Here is a 15,207-nt window from a genome sequence, read left to right as displayed (position 1 = left end):
ACAAAGGCGGCTCGAGTGCCTCCAGCGCACTCGAACCGCCCTTGTCCGCATTGCCGCGGGATCGGCAGGTCTTCTCACACGTTGCTGATCTCCTCGATCAGCCCCTCGATGTCGAAGTGCTCGCTCTCGGCTCCGAGCGGCACCAGCTCGTAGGAAGATTCCAGGAACGCCTCCAGGTCGGCGCGCTCCAGCTCGAACGACGCGTAGCCGTCGGGCGATTCGATTTCCAGCGTCAGCAAGGCCTCGTCCTCGGACAGGTCCGGCCGGATCCGCACGTCGCCGATCCCGGTCGGCTCGTCCAGCCCGGCCACGAGCAGGTCACGGGCGAACGTCCACTCGATCCACCGGCCGCGTTCGGTCCGGAACGCCACGGTGACCGCGTACGGCTCCGCCACGTGGAAGGAGAGACGGGACAGCACCGGCGTAGTGCTCTCGTTCAGCAGTACGAACTGGGTCTGGTGTACGGCGTCGGTGGTGTGCACGGCTGCTCCTGGAGTCCTCCGGTCGTTCGCGCCTCGCGAACTGGTCGGCAGGGAGATGATCGACTCGGGAGCACATGACGGCGTTCCGCCGACGTTCACGCGATCGGTTGCATCAGGACGCAAACACGTAACGCCGGACACAGAACCCTTGTATTTCCGGCGGGTTCAGGAAAGCGGCAGCGTGAGGCCCACTTTGACCCGGTCCATCGCGACGCTGGTGGTGAAGTGCCGGACGTTGGGGTTGTCGAAGAAGGTGCGCCGGGCGAACGTCTCGAACGCGGCCATGTCCGGGCAGGTGACGACGAGCACGAAGTCCGCGGTGCCGGTGACGTAATAGCACTGCTGCACGCAGTCGTCGGCCAGCACCTGAGCGCGGAAGCCGTCGAGCACCGCCATGCTCTCGCGCTCCATCTCGACCATGACGACGAACGTCATGTCCAGCCCGAGCGCGGCCGGGGACAGCACCGCGACCTCCTTCTCGATCACTCCGGCTTCGCGCAGCCGCTTGATCCGGCGCTGCACGGCCGCGGCGGACAGGCCGACTTTGGACCCGATGACCTCGGCGATCGTGCGGGCGTCGGTCTGCAGGCAGGAGAGGATGGCGAGGTCGAGCTGGTCGAGGTCGGGAGTGCGCACACTTCAGGCTAACCGGGCGGACCGACAAAAAGCCTCGGGTTTACCACGTGATCGAAACGCCGATCGCAATACCTCCTATCGAGCGAATGTGGAAGAGGTCTCTTAGTGACGTGGAACACAACTGACCGGTCTACCCAGGGGTAGGCCATACAAGGGAGGCAACCGGCGACGTCCGCCAACAAGCCGGTCTGGGAGGTTCCGCCATGAGTGCTGTCCGGTCGCGCCACCGAGCCGCCGTAGTCGCCGGTCTCGGCGGCGCACTGCCCGACCACGTGGTGACGAACCACGAGATCGCGGCCCGCCTGGACACCACCGACGAGTGGATCCGCACCCGGACCGGAATCCGCGAGCGGCGAAAGGTCGCGCCCGGCCAGTCCACAGTGGATCTCGCCGAGGAGGCGGGCCGGGCGGCGCTCGGCCCGGACGGGCACGCGGACGCCGTCGTGCTCGCCACCTCCACCGCCGACCAGCTGTGCCCGGCCACCGCGCCGCAGGTCGCGGCCCGGCTCGGCCTCGGCACGGCGCTGGCGTTCGACGTCAACGCGGTGTGCAGCGGCTTCATCTACGCGCTCGCGACCGCCGCCGGGTTCATCGCGGGCGGGATGGCCGAGCGGGTGCTGGTGATCGGCGCGGACGTCTTCACCTCGCTGATCGACCCGGACGACCGCACCACGGTGCCGATCTTCGGCGACGGCGGCGGCGCGGTGCTGCTTCGCGCGGGCGAGCCGGGCGAAGCAGGCGCGCTCGGCCCGTTCGACCTGCACAGCGAGGGCGAACAGGCCAAGCTGCTGTGGGTCGAAGCGGGCGGTGCGGCGCAGCGGGTGCCGGAAGACCCGAAGGACCGGTTCATGGTCATGCAGGGCACCGCGGTGTTCCGGCAGGCGTGCGCGCGGATGGCGGAATCCTCGCGCGCGGTGCTGGACCAGGCGGGCTGGATGGTCGGCGACGTCGACCGGTTCGTCGGGCACCAGGCGAACATCCGGATCCTGCAGGCGACCGCGAAGCAGCTCGGCATGCCGGCGGACGCGGTGGTGTCGAACATCGACCGGGTCGGCAACACCAGCGCGGCGTCGATCCCGCTGGCGCTGGCCGACGCGGTGGCCGACGGGACGCTGACGCCGGGGCACCGGGTGCTGCTGACGGCGTTCGGGGCTGGGCTGACCTGGGGGTCGACGCTGCTGACCTGGCCTGAGCTGTCGTGAGTGGCAATCCCGGTTAGAACCGGGATTGCCACTCACGAGGCGCTAGGTCGTCCAAGTCCGGGTCTCGCGGTGGCGGCCGCGGAGGTGGAGTTCGCCGTGCAGCCGCCAGTGTTCCCGTTCGCCGCCCAGCGCGGCTTTCACTGTCGTTTCGCTGGCGAGCACCCGCGACGGAGCGGCTTTCGCGTGCTCAGTGAGCCGCGCGGCCTCGTTCACCGCGTCGCCGATCACGGTGTACTCCAGGCGGCTCGACGCGCCTAGCTGCCCGGCGAACACCTGCCCGGTCGCGACGCCGATGCCCAGGTCAAGCTCGCCTTCCGACAGCACCGCGTCGCGAATGGCGCGGGCTGCGGCGAGCGCCATCGTCGGGCCGTCGGACAGGCGGGTCGGCGCGCCGAAGACGCACAGCGCGGCGTCGCCCTGGAACTTGTTGACCAGCCCGCCCCGAGCGTCCACTGCGGACACGACGCTCGCGAAGAACCGGTTCAGCTTCTCGACCAGCTCTTGCGGCGGGGTGCGTGAGGCGAGGGCCGTCGAGTCCACGACGTCCACGAACAACGCGGTGACCTCGCGGACGTCGCCGGAGAGCGAAGCGCCGTACTCGAGGGCGTGCCTTGCGACGTCGGTGCCGACGTGCCGGCCGAAGAGGTCGCGCATCCGGTCCTGTTCGCGCAGGCCGGCGGCGAGGTCGTTGACCGACGTCTGCAGCATCCCGATCTCGCTGGAATCGTCCACGTCGACGTGCACGTCCTTGCGCCCGCGTGCGATCCCGTCCAGCGCGATCCGCAGCCGATGCAGCGGCGCGGCGACCGCGCGGGACAGCAGAGCGGTGCCGATCGCGCCGGTCGTCAGGCCGGTCACGGACAGCACGATCAGGCTCGCCGTCGGGTTTCCGTTGCGGCCGAGATCGGGCGGCGTGGTCACCAGCAGCACGCCGATCAGCGGCACTCCGCTCGCCAGCACCCACGTGACGACCAGCCGCGTCAGCACGGTGACCGGCAGCGATCCGCGTGGCGGCAGGACGTCGAGCGCCATCGTCATCACCGGCCGCGCGACCCATTCCGCGGCCAGATAGGTGAGCCCGACCGTGGTCAGCCCGCCGAGTCCGATGGTGAGCGCGATGCCCGCCGCGTCGCCGATCGAGCCGAGGACGCCGGCCAGGATGCCGAGCGCGAGCGCCCCGATCAGCCAGAGCGTGCCGCTCACGACCGCCATGTCGAACGGCAGGCGCAGGGCGCGTTTGGCCTCGTCCGCGGTCGGCGGGCGGCCGATCGTGAACCACACCACGGTGCGGCGCTGGAGGTAGGCGGTCCAGAGCGTGCCGACGATCAGCGCGAGCGCGACCACCCCGGCCGCGGTCACGCCGAGCACCCAGCCGCGATCGTCGACGTCCTCCGGCAGACCCTGCAGGAGCAGCAGCAACGCGACGACCCCGGCACCGGCGACACTCGATCCGACGCCGAGCGCGGCGAAGCCCAGACTGGTGCGCAGAACCAGCCGGAACCTCCCCGCGATCATCGTGCGCACCCGCAGATCGTATGGGGTGGCGGGGCCAGGAGCGAAAAACCCGTCGCCGTCGCGGTGCGGCGATGGTTAGCGTGGCGGTATGCAACCGCTCGACCCCGCCGAGATCCGCGCCTCGTTCGTCAACTGTTCCCGCGGGGAAGCCAAGTCCGTCACGCTCCCCTCGGACATCTCGTGGGAGAAGCGCGACTTCCTTGGCTGGCGCGACGTGAAGGCGCCGGGGCGGGCGTACCTCGTGGTGCCGCACGGCGACGAGGTGATCGGCCTGTCGCTGCGTGCCGCGCCGCCGCCGAAATCGCGGCTGCGCAGCAACATGTGCGCGTTCTGCTCCACGACGCATCCGCTCGCCGACATCACGCTCTTCACCGCGCGGCTGGCGGGAAAACCCGGTCGCGACGGCAACACGGTGGGCACGTATCTGTGCTCCGACCTGGAGTGCAGCGCGTACTTGCGCGGCGACCTGCGGCCGGCGGTGCCGCAGCCGAAGGAGACGCTGTCGGAAGAGGACCGCGTCGAGCGGATGAACGAGAAGGTCGGGCGGTTCGTGGCGCGGGTGCTGGAAACCCGGTAGCCCGTCGTGCGGGTGCTGGTGACGGGAATGTCCGGCGTGGGCAAGAGCAGTCTGCTCGCTGAACTCGCCGGGCGCGGCTACCGCACGGTCGACACCGATTACGGCGGCTACACCCGCGACGGGCTCTGGTGCGAGGACCGGATCGCCGCGTTGCTGTCCGAGCCGGGGCCGTTGTTCGTGTCCGGCACGGTCTCGAACCAGGTGCGGTTCTACCCGCGGTTCACGCAGATCGTGTTGCTGAGCGCGCCACGCGAGGTGCTGATCGAACGGCTGACGACGCGGACGGGCAATCCGTACGGGAAGCATCCGGACGAACTGGCCGAGACGTTGCGGTATCTGGACGAAGTGGAGCCGTTGCTGCGTTCGTCGGCGACGCTCGAGGTGGTGACCACCGTGCCGGTGCCCGAGGTCGCCGACGCGGTGCTGCGCCGGATTCGTTAGCGGGTCAGAAATCCCACTCGGCGATCCGGCCCATCTTCCGGATCATCGGCAGCAGCGCCGACGCGCGCAACGCCAGCCGGGACGCCGTCGGGATCTTCGCCACCGCGTCGCCGGTCGCCCAGTCGGTCGCGTCCAAACAGGACACCAGGCGGAGGCCGTAGCGCTCCAGTTCGTGCGGATCGTCGATGCCCCAATGCAAAGTCGCGCCCGAGCGGCGGACCACCGGGTTGATCATCTGCGCCTTGACGCCGAGCGGACTGAAGAAATCGGCCACGATCCGGCCGGACGGGAACTTGCCGACGAGCCTGCGGATCAGCTCGGTGCCGGACTCCGCGGTGAGGTACATGGTGAGCCCCTCGGCCACGACTAGCGCCTCGCGATCGCCGGGAACCTGGTCGAGCCAGCCGAAATCGGTGACCGACGAGCCGATCGTCGTGTACCCCGGCCGCTCCGGGTAAATCCGGCCGCGGACGTCGACGACCTCGGGATAGTCCACATCGAACCACGCGACCGACGACGGCGGGTCGAGCCGGTAGACGCGCGTGTCCATGCCGCAACCGAGGTGCACGACGACCGCTTCGGGGTGTTCGGCGAGCCATTTGCCCGCCATCTCGTCGATCGCGCGCGCCCGGATCGCGACGGAGACCGCGGAGTTCTCGTTCACGCCGAGCTTGCGGAAGTCGTAGTCGATCTTCTTGACCGCCTCGTCCGCGGCGGTGTCGCCGAGAATCGGATCGTCCCGGCGCGCGTCGAGAGCGCGGGCGTACAGCGTGCCGAGGTTGGTCGCTTTCTCCTCGGTGAAGTGCACTTTCTCCACGGTCAGCCCCCTTGGCGTCACAGTTTTCACAAACTTGTGAAGACTGTAGCGCTGATTGCCGGGGGTGGCATCCTCTTGGTGCTCTTGCTCAGTGAGCCGCGTAATCGTGGGCGTAGGTTTTCGCGTCCATCAAGTGTTTGAGGGTGATCTCGCGGGCCGCCGCCGCGTCCGAACGGCTGATGGCGTCGAGGATCGCGCGGTGCTCGGCCACGGCCTTGCGGATCTGGCCAGGCAACCGCAGCGCGGCCCGGCGTTCCTCGCCGACCAGGGCGAGCACCGAACGAAGCAGGTCAGCGACGTCGTCATTGCCCGCGTTGCCCGCGATCACCCGGTGAAACTCGGCGTCGGTCGCGATGACCCGCAACATGTCCCCGTCCGCCGCGGCCGCCTCCATCTCCGCGACGTTGTCCGCGAGCCGCTGCACGACCCGCGGCGTGTGCTGCCGGGCCAGCCGCTCGGCGAGGGTCGGCTCGACGGTCGCGCGCAGGTCGAACAGCTTCTCCACCAGCTGCTCGTGCTCGGAAAACCAGCTGCTCAGGGGGCTTTCGGCAGTGCCTTGCTCGCGGACGTAGGTGCCCGACCCCGCGCGGATCTGGACGTAACCGATCGAGTCCAGCACCCGCAACGCCTGCCGCAACGACCCGCGGCTGATGCCGAGCTGCTCGCACAGCGCGCGTTCCGCGGGCAGGCGCGAGCCCGGCGGAAGCTCGCCCGAGTCGATCATCGCGCGCAGATGGTCGACCGTGGCGCTCCAGACCTGGTCGGATTCGTGGGCCACGCCGCCCATCCTGGCAGGTGGCCGCGCGGGACGCGGGAAATTGTCGGTGGCGGGTGTCACCATCGGCGGCAGGGAAAGGGAGGGATCGTGCCCGCGAAGTTCAAAGACCTGGCACTGGACGCGCTCGACCATCAGATGCTGGCCGATTGGTGGTGCTCGGCGATCGGCTACGTCCGTAGAGGCTCGCCTGGCTCGCCGGAGTGGCCGGTCGCGATCGTCGACCCCACTGGCGAGGGGCCGCTGATCTGGCTGAACCCGGTGCCGGAGCCGAAGACCGTGAAGAACCGGATGCACCTGGACGTGTGGGGAGATCCGGCCGAGCTGACCGCGGCCGGGGCCCGGATGGTGGCGGAGCGGGGAGGGGGCCGGGAGTGGCACGTGATGGCGGATCCGGAGGGGAATGAGTTTTGCGTTTTTGAGCAGCGGTGAGGCGGGTTCTGGTGGGCCGGGTGAGTGCCGTGCATCGAGAGAGGAGGCGAGCGAGGAAGCGGACGCGGGCTGATGGCTGGAGCGGAGCCGGGGCACGGGCTGATTGATGGTCAGGTGAAGCGCGGGCTGGCGGTCGATTCGACTGACCAGCGATCCTGCTGACGCGCGCATGAGGCGGGCCGGTGAACCGCACCGCGACCATCGCTAGGTCTTGCCTGCCGCGGCACTTCCTTCGAGTGTCTGACCGGACACATCGCGTCGCCGGACCTCCAGGCTGGTGCTTAGGGTCAGCGGGTGAGTGCTTTATGACCTGGTGGCACGCCGTCATCATTTTCGTTGCCGGGATGTGGGCCGGGACCATCAACACCGTGGTCGGCTCCGGGACGCTGGTGACCTTCCCGGTGCTCGTCGCGCTCGGCTATCCGCCGGTGACCGCTACGACGTCGAACGCCGTCGGGCTCGCGCCGGGCACGATCAGCGGCGCGTACGGCTACCGGCACGAGCTGGTGGGGTACTGGCCGCAGGTGGTGCGGTTCGCGGTCGCCTCGTTCTTCGGGGCGATCGGCGGCACCATTCTTCTCCTGACGCTGCCCAAGGACGCCTTCGAGAAGATCGTGCCGGTGCTCGTCGGGCTGGCGGTCGTGCTCGTGATCGTTCAGCCCAAGGTGTCGAAGTGGGTCCAGAAACGCCGCGAGGCCAACGGGCGTGAGCACCACGCCGGGCCGCTGTTGTTCGGGCTGCTTTTCGTCATCGGCATCTACGGCGGCTACTTCACCGCCGCGCAGGGCGTGATGATGATGGCCGTCATGGGCATGCTGCTGTCCGAACCACTGCAACGGCTCAACGGCGTCAAGAACGTGCTGTCGGCGGTCGTGAACATCGTCGCCGGCGCGATTTACGCGTTCGTCGCTCCGGTGAGCTGGCCGGTGATCGGGCTGCTCGCGCTCGGGTCCACGATCGGCGGGCAGCTCGGGGCCAGGATCGGCCGCAAGCTGCCGCCCACCGTGCTTCGCGGCGTGATCGTCGTGATCGGGCTCGCAGCGGTCGTGCAGCTGATCCTCAAATAGCCCGGAATTCCTTCGCCGCGGCCAGGAACAGGTCGTTCTCCTCCGGCGTTCCGATCGTCACCCTGGCGCCCTCGCCGGGGAACGGGCGCACGATCAGCTTCCGGTCCAGCATGTGCTCGGCGAAGGCCGCCGTGGCGTCGCCGAGCGGGAACCACACGAAGTTCGCCTGGGTCGGCGGGATTTCGTAGCCCATCTCCAGCAACGCGTCCCGTACGCGGGTGCGCTCGGCGATGATCTCCCGGCACCGGGCGAGCAGTTCGTCCTCCGCGTCGAGCGAGGCGATCGCGGCCACCTGCGCGATGCTGTTCACCGAGAACGCCACGTACACCTGCTGCAGCGCCTGCGCGATCGGCTCCGGAGCCACCGCGTAGCCGACCCGCAGCCCGGCGAGCCCGTATGCCTTCGAGAACGTGCGCAGCACCGCCACATTGCTGTGCGTCCGCGTGAAGTCGATGCCGTCGGGCACCTCGGGGTCGGTGACGAATTCCTTGTACGCCTCGTCCAGCACCACGAGCACGTGCGGCGGCACCGCTTCCAGGAACCGCTCGATCTCGTCCCGGTGCAGCACCGTGCCGGTCGGGTTGTTGGGGTTGCAGACGAACACCAGCTTGGTGCGGTCGGTGATTCGCACCAGCATCGCGTCGAGGTCGAGCCCGTGCTCCGGGGTCAGCGGAACCTTCACGCCCGTCGCGAGCGCCACCTGGACCACGATCGGGTAGGCCTCGAACGACCGCCAGCCGAACAGCACCTCGTCGCCGGGGCCGCACAGCGCCTGGATCATCTGCTGGCACAGCGAAACCGAACCGCAGCCGATCGCGAGCCGCTGCGCGGGCACGTCCAGCCGTCGCGAAAGCCGCTCGCGCAAGGCCTGGGAACCGTTGTCCGGGTACCGGTTCACGCCGGTTACCGCATCCGTGATCGCCGCCTGGACGCTCGGCAGCGGACCGCCGGGCACCTCATTGCTCGCGAGCTTGATGGCCCCTTCGATCGTCCGGCCAGGGACGTACTTCGGCAACGAATCGAGGTCAGGGCGGGGGGCGAGGGACGGCATCGTCGGAACTCCTCGGTTTTCACGGGACGACGGGGTCACCGTATCTCGCCCCGCGCGATCCGGAAAGGTTCCCAATGTTCACCCAGAGGTGATTGCATGAGGCGATGACGTCGACGACCACCGTGGATCACCAGCGTACCGACGGCAGCGCACTCCGCCTCACCTTCGCCGAACCCGACGGCGCGCTTCGTGGCGGCCTGGTGGTCCTGCACGAGGGCGAAGGGGTGACCGACGGCGTCCTGCTGCTGGTCAAAAGCCTCGCCGGCGAAGGCTGGCTCACCGTCACGCCGCACATCGAGTCCGGCGAACAGCTCACTCAGCGCGACCTGCTCGACGCCACCGACCGCACGCTGGAGTGGCTCACCGACCGCGGCGTCGAGGCCGACCTGCGCGGCGTCGTCGGCTTCGATCTCGGCGGCACGGCGGCGCTGGTAGTCGCTTCGCATCGCAAGTTCGGCGCGGCGGTGAGCGTCGGCGGCCAGGCGGTCGCGGAACTGCCGAAGCTGCTGGAGATCGCCGGCCGCGTGACCAGCCCCTGGCTCGGCATGTACGGCGACGCCGGCGACGAGGCGGGCGAAGCCGAGGTGGAGCAGCTGCGCGAGGCCGCGGCGTCGGCGAAAGTCGCGACGAACGTCGTGCGCTATCCGGGCGCGAACCACCGCTTCGACGCCGATCCCGGCGCGGCGGAAGAGGCTTGGCAGCGCACCCTCGACTGGTTCGACGCGCACCTCCGCTGATCTCGGGCAGCGCCCTTGACGGGGTGCCGCGTGCTCGAATAACGTTCCGATCCGGAACGGAACGTTATGGCGAGAGGAACCACCCGTGAAAGCGGTGCTTGTCGAACCACAGCAGCGGCTCGTCCTTGGCGAGACCCCGGACCCGGCTCCTGGTCCGGGGCAAGTGGTGGTCAAGGCGGAGACGGCCGGCGTGGGCTACTTCGACCTCATGAATCTGCGGAACGGCGTCGAGTCGGTGCCGGGCGTCGAGGTCGTCGGCCGGGTGCCGGACGGGCGGAGAGTGCTGGCGCTCATCCTGTCCGGCGGCTACGCCGAGCAGGTCGCGGCCGACTCGGACCAGCTGTACCCCGTGCCCGAAAACCTCGATCCGGCCGACGTGGTCGCCCTTGGGGTGAACGCGATGGTCGCGGAGCGCGCGGTGCATCGGGCTGCGGTGGCTCCCGGCGAACGAGTGCTGGTCCGCGGCGCGAGCGGCGGGATTGGCGTGCTCGCGGTTCAGATCGCCCACGCGCGCGGGGCGGAAGTCACGGCGGTGACCTCGTCGGCGGAGTACGGCGAACGGCTGCGAACCCTTGGTGCGGCGAAAATCGTCGACCGCACCCGGGAGCGTCCCGCGGAAACCTACGACGTAGTCATCGATACCGCGGCTGGCCCGCAGGTCCGCGAGCACCTGGAACTGTTGCGCCCCAACGGTCGCTATGTCCTTTGTGGAGGAACAGCAGGAGTCCCGGAACCGGCGGCCTTCGAGCCGCTGATGCGCGATTTCCACAACTCTCCGACGTTCTTCGCGTTCAGCCTCACCTCGGTGCCGCCGGAAGAACGCCGGGAGTCGTGGGACCGCGTCCTCGACCTGGTCGCCGCCGGACGCCTCTCCGCCGTGCGCGACCAAACCTTCCCGCTGAGCGAGGCCGCGGCCGCCCTCCAGCACGTGGAGCACGGGAAATCGTTCGGTAAGGTCGTGCTGCTCAACGAATAGCGGGAGAATCCATGGCGCGCCGAAGGGACGAACGGATCGACCACGCCGTGCTGGACGCGGTGTGCGACCTGGTCCGGGAGTCCGGCTATCCGGCGCTGACCATGGAGGCCATCGCCCAGCGCGCGGGCACCACGAAGCCGGCCATCCGCCGCCGGTGGAAAAGCCAGAAGCACGTGGTGGTCGCGGCGCTGGCGGAAGCGCGCGTCGGGGTCGTGGAGATCGACACCGGGTGCACCTGCTGCGACCTCATCGGCCACCTCGACGCGCTCCGGACCGGACTGGCCGACCCGGTGTTCGGGCGCGTCCTCCCGGCGCTGACCGCCGATCTGGCGGACGACCCGGAACTGCGGGAAGACTTCCTGACCACGTTCTGGGCCCCGCGCCGGGAGGCCTGCCTCGTGTCCCTGCGCAAGGCCGAGGAGCGCGGGGACCTCCGGCCCGGCCACGACGCCGAGCTGCTGATCGACCTGTTCGCCGCGCCCGTCGTGTTCCGCACGCTATTCGGCCATCAGGAGCTGACCTCCGCCTTCATCGAGGACGTCGTCCGCGCGGTGCTGGCCGGAGTGGGCACGGCCGAAAACGGACTTTGCGCGCATCGCGGGGTTACTAATCCGACCAAAAGTAGGCCGACCCCCGCGCGGCACGTAACCGGTGCTACGAAGCCATGAGGCCGTGGCTGTGGTCGGGTTAGTAACGATCGGCACAGTAGCATCGGCGGGTGACCGAGAACGCCGCTGTTCCCGAGGTGCTTTGGCGACCCGACCCGAACCGGGTCGCTGACACGAAGATCGAGGCTTTCCGCCAATGGCTGCGCGAGCGGCGCGGCGTCGACCTGGCCGACTACGACGACCTGTGGCACTACTCGGTCGAGCAGGTTCCGGAGTTCTGGGCCGCGGTGGCGGAGTTTTTCGGCGTGCGCTGGCACGAGCCGCCGCGCGAAATTCTGTCTGGCTCGATGCCGGACGCGAAATGGTTCGACGGCGGCACGCTCAACTACGCCGAACACTCGCTCAGCCCCGGCGTTGGCGGTGCGACGAAGGCCGACGACGAACTCGCGGTGATCTTCCACCGCGAGGACGGGCTCGCCGAGCAACTCACCTACGGCGACCTCCGCGCGCACGTCGCCGCCGCGCGGGCAGCGTTGCGTGCTTTCGGTGTCGGCAAGGGAGATCGCGTCGTCGCGCTCGCGCCGAACTGCCCGCAGACCCTCATCGCCTTCCTCGCGACCGCGAGCCTCGGCGCGATCTGGTCGTCGTGTTCCCCGGACTTCGGAATCCGCGCCATCGCCGACCGCTTCACCCAGATCGAGCCGAAGGTGCTCGTCGCGGTGAACGGATACGCTTACCAGGGACGGAAATTCGACATCCGCGACAACGTTCAGCGGCTGCGCGAACAGATTCCGTCGCTGGAAGCCACCGTTTTGGTGCGATACCTCGGCGACGCGACCCTCGACGGCACGATCGACTGGAACGCGATGCTCGCCGAACACGCGGGCGGCGAGCTGGCGTACGAGCCGGTGGACTTCGCGCATCCGTTGTGGGTGCTGTATTCCTCGGGCACGACCGGGCTGCCGAAGGGCATCGTGCAGGGCCACGGCGGCATCGTCGTCGAACACCTCAAGGCGCTCGGGCTGCAAACCGGGCTCGGGCCGGGCGACCGGTTCTTCTGGTTCACCACCACCGGCTGGATGATGTGGAACTTCGTCGCCTCCGGGCTCGTCGTCGGAGCCACGACCGTGCTGTACGACGGCAGTCCCGGCCATCCGGACCTGGAGGTGCTGTGGCATCTGGCCGAACAGCACCGCGTCACCTACTTCGGCACGTCCGCGCCGTTCATCCAGAGCTGCCTCAAGGCGGGCCTCACCCCGTCCGCGCGCTACGACCTCAGCGCGCTCCGAGTCGTAGGCTCGACCGGTTCGCCGTTGCCCGCGGAGGGCTTCCGCTGGATCGCCGACGCAATCGGCCGTGACGTGCAGATCTGCGCGGTTTCCGGGGGCACCGACCTGTGCGCGGCGATCGTCACCGCCGCCCCGGACGTGCCGGTGTGGCTCGGCGAGCTGTCCTGCCGCGCGCTGGGCGTGGCCGCGGCGGCGTTCGACGAGCACGGCGAACCGGTCGTCGAGGAGGTCGGCGAGCTGGTGATCACCGAGCCGATGCCGTCGATGCCGGTGTCGTTCTGGAACGACCCGGACGGATCGCGGCTGCGGGAGGCGTACTTCGACACGTATCCGGGGGTCTGGCGGCACGGCGACTGGGCCAAGATCACCCGCCGCGGCTCCGCGGTGGTCTACGGCCGCAGTGACGCGACGCTCAACCGCGGCGGCGTCCGGATGGGCACCGCCGAGTTCTACCGGGTCGCCGAAGCATTCGCCAAGATCGCCGACTCGCTGGTCATCGACACGTCGGCGGCGGGCAACGAGGACGGTCAGCTGCTGTGTTTTGTAGTACTCACGGACGGCGCGACGCTCGAAGAAGTAGAGCCTGACCTGCGGAAAGAGCTTCGCAACGCACTGTCGCCGCGACACGTACCCGATCGGTTCATCGTCGTTTCCGAGATTCCCCGTACGTTGAACGGTAAGAAGTGCGAAGTACCAGTGAAGCGAATTCTCTCCGGAGTCGCGCCGGAGAGGGCGGTGAGCCGGGACGCGCTGGCCAATCCGGCCGCGCTGGCCCCTTTTGTGGCGCTCGCCGCGGACTGAACGCGCCAGCGGGGGGAAGGATGGCAGGGCCGTTCGTGTTGCACGCGTGGTGACGGGGACACGCGCGCAGCACACTTGGCAAGCGGCCGGCGTCACGTCGGTGGTCGCGATCACGTGGGTGACGAGGCTGGCCGGCCTGCTGGCAGTGGTGTCCACGGTCGTGCCGGTAGGCCGTGACGTGCGCGGGCACGTGGCGCAATGGCTGGAACTGCCGAGCGAAGCGACCACCGCGGCGGCCGCTGTGGCGCTGGTCACCGGTGTGCTGCTGATCATGCTGGCGGCCGGTCTACGGCGCCGCAAGCGCCGCGCCTGGCAGCTGGCGGTCGGCTTCGCCGCGCTGTTGGCGTTGTCACACCTCGGACTTCGGCATGTGTTCGGCGCCGGCGTGGTGTCCATGGTGCTGCTCGCCGGTCTGCTCAGCACCCGGCGGTACTTCATCGCCCGCCCGGACCCGACGGTCGGCCGCTGGCGCGCTCTGCGGGTGCTGCTGCAGCTGGTGCTGGCCGGGTTCGTGCTCAACGTCGCGCTGCTGTCGGTCGCGCCCGCCCGGATGCTCGACCCGCTGAGCTTCGCCGACCGGCTGTCCCAGTCCGCGCTCGCGCTCACCGGCGTCAGCGGGCCCGCGGTGTTCCACGAGATGTGGTTCGAGGATCTGTCCGCGTCGATCGGGCTGCTCTTCAGCATCACCGGCGTGCTGGTGTCGGCGTACTTCCTGCTGCGCTCGGCCGAACCCGCGCCGGAGCTGACCGACGACGAACTGGCGCGCCTGCACGAGTTGCTCAAACAGCACGGCGAGCGGGATTCGCTTGGCTACTTCGCGCTGCGCCGGGACAAGTTCGCCGTGTTCTCCAAGACTGGCAAAGCGGCCGTCACGTTCCGCGTGATCGCCGGAGTCGCGCTGACCTCGGCCGACCCGCTCGGCGACCACGAGGCCTGGCCCGGCGCGATCGAGGAGTACCTGGACATCTGCCAGCGCAATGCCTGGGTCCCGGCCGCGATGGGCGCGTCCGAGCTGGGCGCGACGGTGTGGGCGCGGTTCGGCCTGGAGGTACTGGAAATCGGCGACGAGGCGGTCGTCGACACCAAGACGTTCACGCTGGAAGGCCGCGTGATGCGCGGCGTGCGACAGGCCGCGTCGCGGACGAAGCGGGCTGGTTACAAGGTCCTGGTGCGGCGGGCCGAGGACTTGCGCCCCGGCGAGCTGTCCGAGCTGGTGCACCTGGCCGCCACGTGGCGCGGCACCGAGACCGAACGCGGATTCTCGATGGCGCTGGGCCGCATGGGCGACCACGGTTCGGTGATCGTCACCGCGGAACAGGGCGGCCGTGTACGAGGCGTGCTGCAGTTCGTGCCGTGGGGCGAACGGGGCCTTTCGCTGGACGTGATGCGCCGCGACCGGACCGTCGACAACGGCGTGAACGAGCTGATGATCTCGGAGCTGCTGCTGTACGCCCGCGAGAACGGCATCGACCACGTGTCGCTGAACTTCGCCGCCTTCCGCGCCCTGATGGAACAGGGCCAGCGCATCGGAGCCGGCCCGGTCGCGCGGCTCTCGGCGAAGGTCCTGCACTTCTTCTCGCGCTGGATCCAGATCGAGAGCCTCTACCGGTTCAACGCCAAGTTCCAGCCCCGATGGGTCCCGCGGTACCTCGTGTACCCGGGCGTCGGGTCGCTGCCCCGGGTCGGCATCGCCACCTTCGAAGCCGAGGGCCTCGGCGGCCGTTCGCCCTGGTTACGGAGGGTGCTGCAGCGTTGAGGGGGGTGCCTTCCGGAGGTGGTGGAGGGGTGTGTAACCTATCTG

Annotated in this window: 16 protein-coding genes; 10 read left to right on the top strand and 6 right to left on the bottom strand. The window is 69.3% G+C overall.

Features of this window, described 5'->3' with window-relative positions:
* Positions 1-74: 74 nt before the first annotated feature.
* Both ACFSVL_RS07620 and ACFSVL_RS07615 read right to left on the bottom strand, forming a co-directional pair.
* Positions 75-482 (bottom strand): SsgA family sporulation/cell division regulator, encoded by a 408-nt coding sequence (locus ACFSVL_RS07620; protein ID WP_378301735.1) that lies wholly within the window; start codon positions 480-482, stop codon positions 75-77.
* A gap of 165 nt (positions 483-647) precedes the next feature.
* Complete coding sequence (locus ACFSVL_RS07615) at positions 648-1,118, bottom strand: Lrp/AsnC family transcriptional regulator (RefSeq protein ID WP_378301733.1); 471 nt, start codon at positions 1,116-1,118, stop codon at positions 648-650.
* Between the two features lie 203 nt (positions 1,119-1,321).
* On the opposite strand from ACFSVL_RS07615, the gene ACFSVL_RS07610 reads away from it, so the two are divergent.
* Positions 1,322-2,320 carry a beta-ketoacyl-ACP synthase III gene (locus tag ACFSVL_RS07610; protein ID WP_378301731.1) on the top strand — a complete coding sequence of 333 codons (999 nt, stop codon included), beginning with the start codon at positions 1,322-1,324 and terminating at the stop codon, positions 2,318-2,320.
* A 42-nt stretch (positions 2,321-2,362) separates the two neighbouring features.
* Here the strand turns inward: ACFSVL_RS07610 and ACFSVL_RS07605 are convergent, their stop codons facing one another.
* Positions 2,363-3,835 (bottom strand): adenylate/guanylate cyclase domain-containing protein, encoded by a 1,473-nt coding sequence (locus tag ACFSVL_RS07605; protein ID WP_378302020.1) that lies wholly within the window; start codon positions 3,833-3,835, stop codon positions 2,363-2,365.
* Between the two features lie 88 nt (positions 3,836-3,923).
* On the opposite strand from ACFSVL_RS07605, the gene ACFSVL_RS07600 reads away from it, so the two are divergent.
* Both ACFSVL_RS07600 and ACFSVL_RS07595 read left to right on the top strand, forming a co-directional pair.
* Positions 3,924-4,412, top strand: coding sequence for an FBP domain-containing protein (locus tag ACFSVL_RS07600; protein WP_378301729.1), 489 nt, complete (start codon positions 3,924-3,926; stop codon positions 4,410-4,412).
* A 6-nt stretch (positions 4,413-4,418) separates the two neighbouring features.
* Positions 4,419-4,853, top strand: coding sequence for an AAA family ATPase (locus tag ACFSVL_RS07595; protein ID WP_378301727.1), 435 nt, complete (start codon positions 4,419-4,421; stop codon positions 4,851-4,853).
* Between the two features lie 4 nt (positions 4,854-4,857).
* Here ACFSVL_RS07595 and ACFSVL_RS07590 read toward each other — a convergent pair whose 3' ends face one another.
* Entirely contained in the window at positions 4,858-5,670 is an 813-nt protein-coding gene (locus tag ACFSVL_RS07590) for a class I SAM-dependent methyltransferase (RefSeq protein ID WP_378301726.1), read from the bottom strand.
* An 88-nt stretch (positions 5,671-5,758) separates the two neighbouring features.
* Entirely contained in the window at positions 5,759-6,457 is a 699-nt protein-coding gene (locus tag ACFSVL_RS07585; RefSeq protein ID WP_378302018.1) for a FadR/GntR family transcriptional regulator, read from the bottom strand.
* Positions 6,458-6,535: 78 nt separating this feature from the next.
* Here ACFSVL_RS07585 and ACFSVL_RS07580 point away from each other — a divergent pair, with 78 nt between their 5' ends.
* Together ACFSVL_RS07580 and ACFSVL_RS07575 are read left to right on the top strand one after the other, a co-directional pair.
* Positions 6,536-6,877 (top strand): VOC family protein, encoded by a 342-nt coding sequence (locus ACFSVL_RS07580; RefSeq protein ID WP_378301724.1) that lies wholly within the window; start codon positions 6,536-6,538, stop codon positions 6,875-6,877.
* A gap of 305 nt (positions 6,878-7,182) precedes the next feature.
* Positions 7,183-7,944 (top strand): sulfite exporter TauE/SafE family protein, encoded by a 762-nt coding sequence (locus tag ACFSVL_RS07575; RefSeq protein WP_378301722.1) that lies wholly within the window; start codon positions 7,183-7,185, stop codon positions 7,942-7,944.
* Here the strand turns inward: ACFSVL_RS07575 and hisC are convergent.
* A complete protein-coding gene (hisC, locus tag ACFSVL_RS07570; protein WP_378301720.1) occupies positions 7,937-8,995 on the bottom strand; it encodes a histidinol-phosphate transaminase in 1,059 nt (352 codons plus the stop codon). The two genes, ACFSVL_RS07575 and hisC, sit on opposite strands and share 8 nt — an antisense overlap.
* Positions 8,996-9,099: 104 nt before the next feature.
* Here hisC and ACFSVL_RS07565 point away from each other — a divergent pair, with 104 nt between their 5' ends.
* From ACFSVL_RS07565 to ACFSVL_RS07545, 5 genes are all read left to right on the top strand, one after another.
* Complete coding sequence (locus ACFSVL_RS07565) at positions 9,100-9,732, top strand: dienelactone hydrolase family protein (protein WP_378301718.1); 633 nt, start codon at positions 9,100-9,102, stop codon at positions 9,730-9,732.
* 85 nt (positions 9,733-9,817) lie between these two features.
* Positions 9,818-10,708: a quinone oxidoreductase family protein gene (locus ACFSVL_RS07560; protein ID WP_378301716.1), complete on the top strand. Its 891-nt coding sequence runs from the start codon at positions 9,818-9,820 to the stop codon at positions 10,706-10,708.
* A gap of 11 nt (positions 10,709-10,719) precedes the next feature.
* Entirely contained in the window at positions 10,720-11,376 is a 657-nt protein-coding gene (locus tag ACFSVL_RS07555; protein ID WP_378301714.1) for a TetR/AcrR family transcriptional regulator, read from the top strand.
* A 50-nt stretch (positions 11,377-11,426) separates the two neighbouring features.
* Positions 11,427-13,406, top strand: a complete 1,980-nt coding sequence (locus ACFSVL_RS07550) for an acetoacetate--CoA ligase (protein ID WP_378301712.1) — start codon at positions 11,427-11,429, stop codon at positions 13,404-13,406.
* Positions 13,407-13,452: 46 nt separating this feature from the next.
* A complete protein-coding gene (locus ACFSVL_RS07545) occupies positions 13,453-15,162 on the top strand; it encodes a phosphatidylglycerol lysyltransferase domain-containing protein (RefSeq protein ID WP_378301710.1) in 1,710 nt (569 codons plus the stop codon).
* Positions 15,163-15,207: the final 45 nt, after the last annotated feature.

This window comes from Amycolatopsis silviterrae (assembly GCF_042684085.1).
GTDB classification, from domain to species: Bacteria; Actinomycetota; Actinomycetes; order Mycobacteriales; family Pseudonocardiaceae; genus Amycolatopsis; species Amycolatopsis silviterrae.
This window is presented reverse-complemented; position numbering and strand designations above follow the sequence as displayed.

What these genes read in the sequence shown, in the direction of transcription:
- ACFSVL_RS07610 (WP_378301731.1), top strand. Translation starts at nt 1,322, where the DNA reads ATGAGTGCTGTCCGGTCGCGCCACCGAGCCGCCGTAGTCGCCGGTCTC.
- ACFSVL_RS07605 (WP_378302020.1), bottom strand. Translation starts at nt 3,835, where the DNA reads ATGATCGCGGGGAGGTTCCGGCTGGTTCTGCGCACCAGTCTGGGCTTC.
- ACFSVL_RS07600 (WP_378301729.1), top strand. Translation starts at nt 3,924, where the DNA reads ATGCAACCGCTCGACCCCGCCGAGATCCGCGCCTCGTTCGTCAACTGT.
- ACFSVL_RS07585 (WP_378302018.1), bottom strand. Translation starts at nt 6,457, where the DNA reads ATGGGCGGCGTGGCCCACGAATCCGACCAGGTCTGGAGCGCCACGGTC.
- ACFSVL_RS07575 (WP_378301722.1), top strand. Translation starts at nt 7,183, where the DNA reads ATGACCTGGTGGCACGCCGTCATCATTTTCGTTGCCGGGATGTGGGCC.
- hisC (WP_378301720.1), bottom strand. Translation starts at nt 8,995, where the DNA reads ATGCCGTCCCTCGCCCCCCGCCCTGACCTCGATTCGTTGCCGAAGTAC.
- ACFSVL_RS07565 (WP_378301718.1), top strand. Translation starts at nt 9,100, where the DNA reads ATGACGTCGACGACCACCGTGGATCACCAGCGTACCGACGGCAGCGCA.
- ACFSVL_RS07555 (WP_378301714.1), top strand. Translation starts at nt 10,720, where the DNA reads ATGGCGCGCCGAAGGGACGAACGGATCGACCACGCCGTGCTGGACGCG.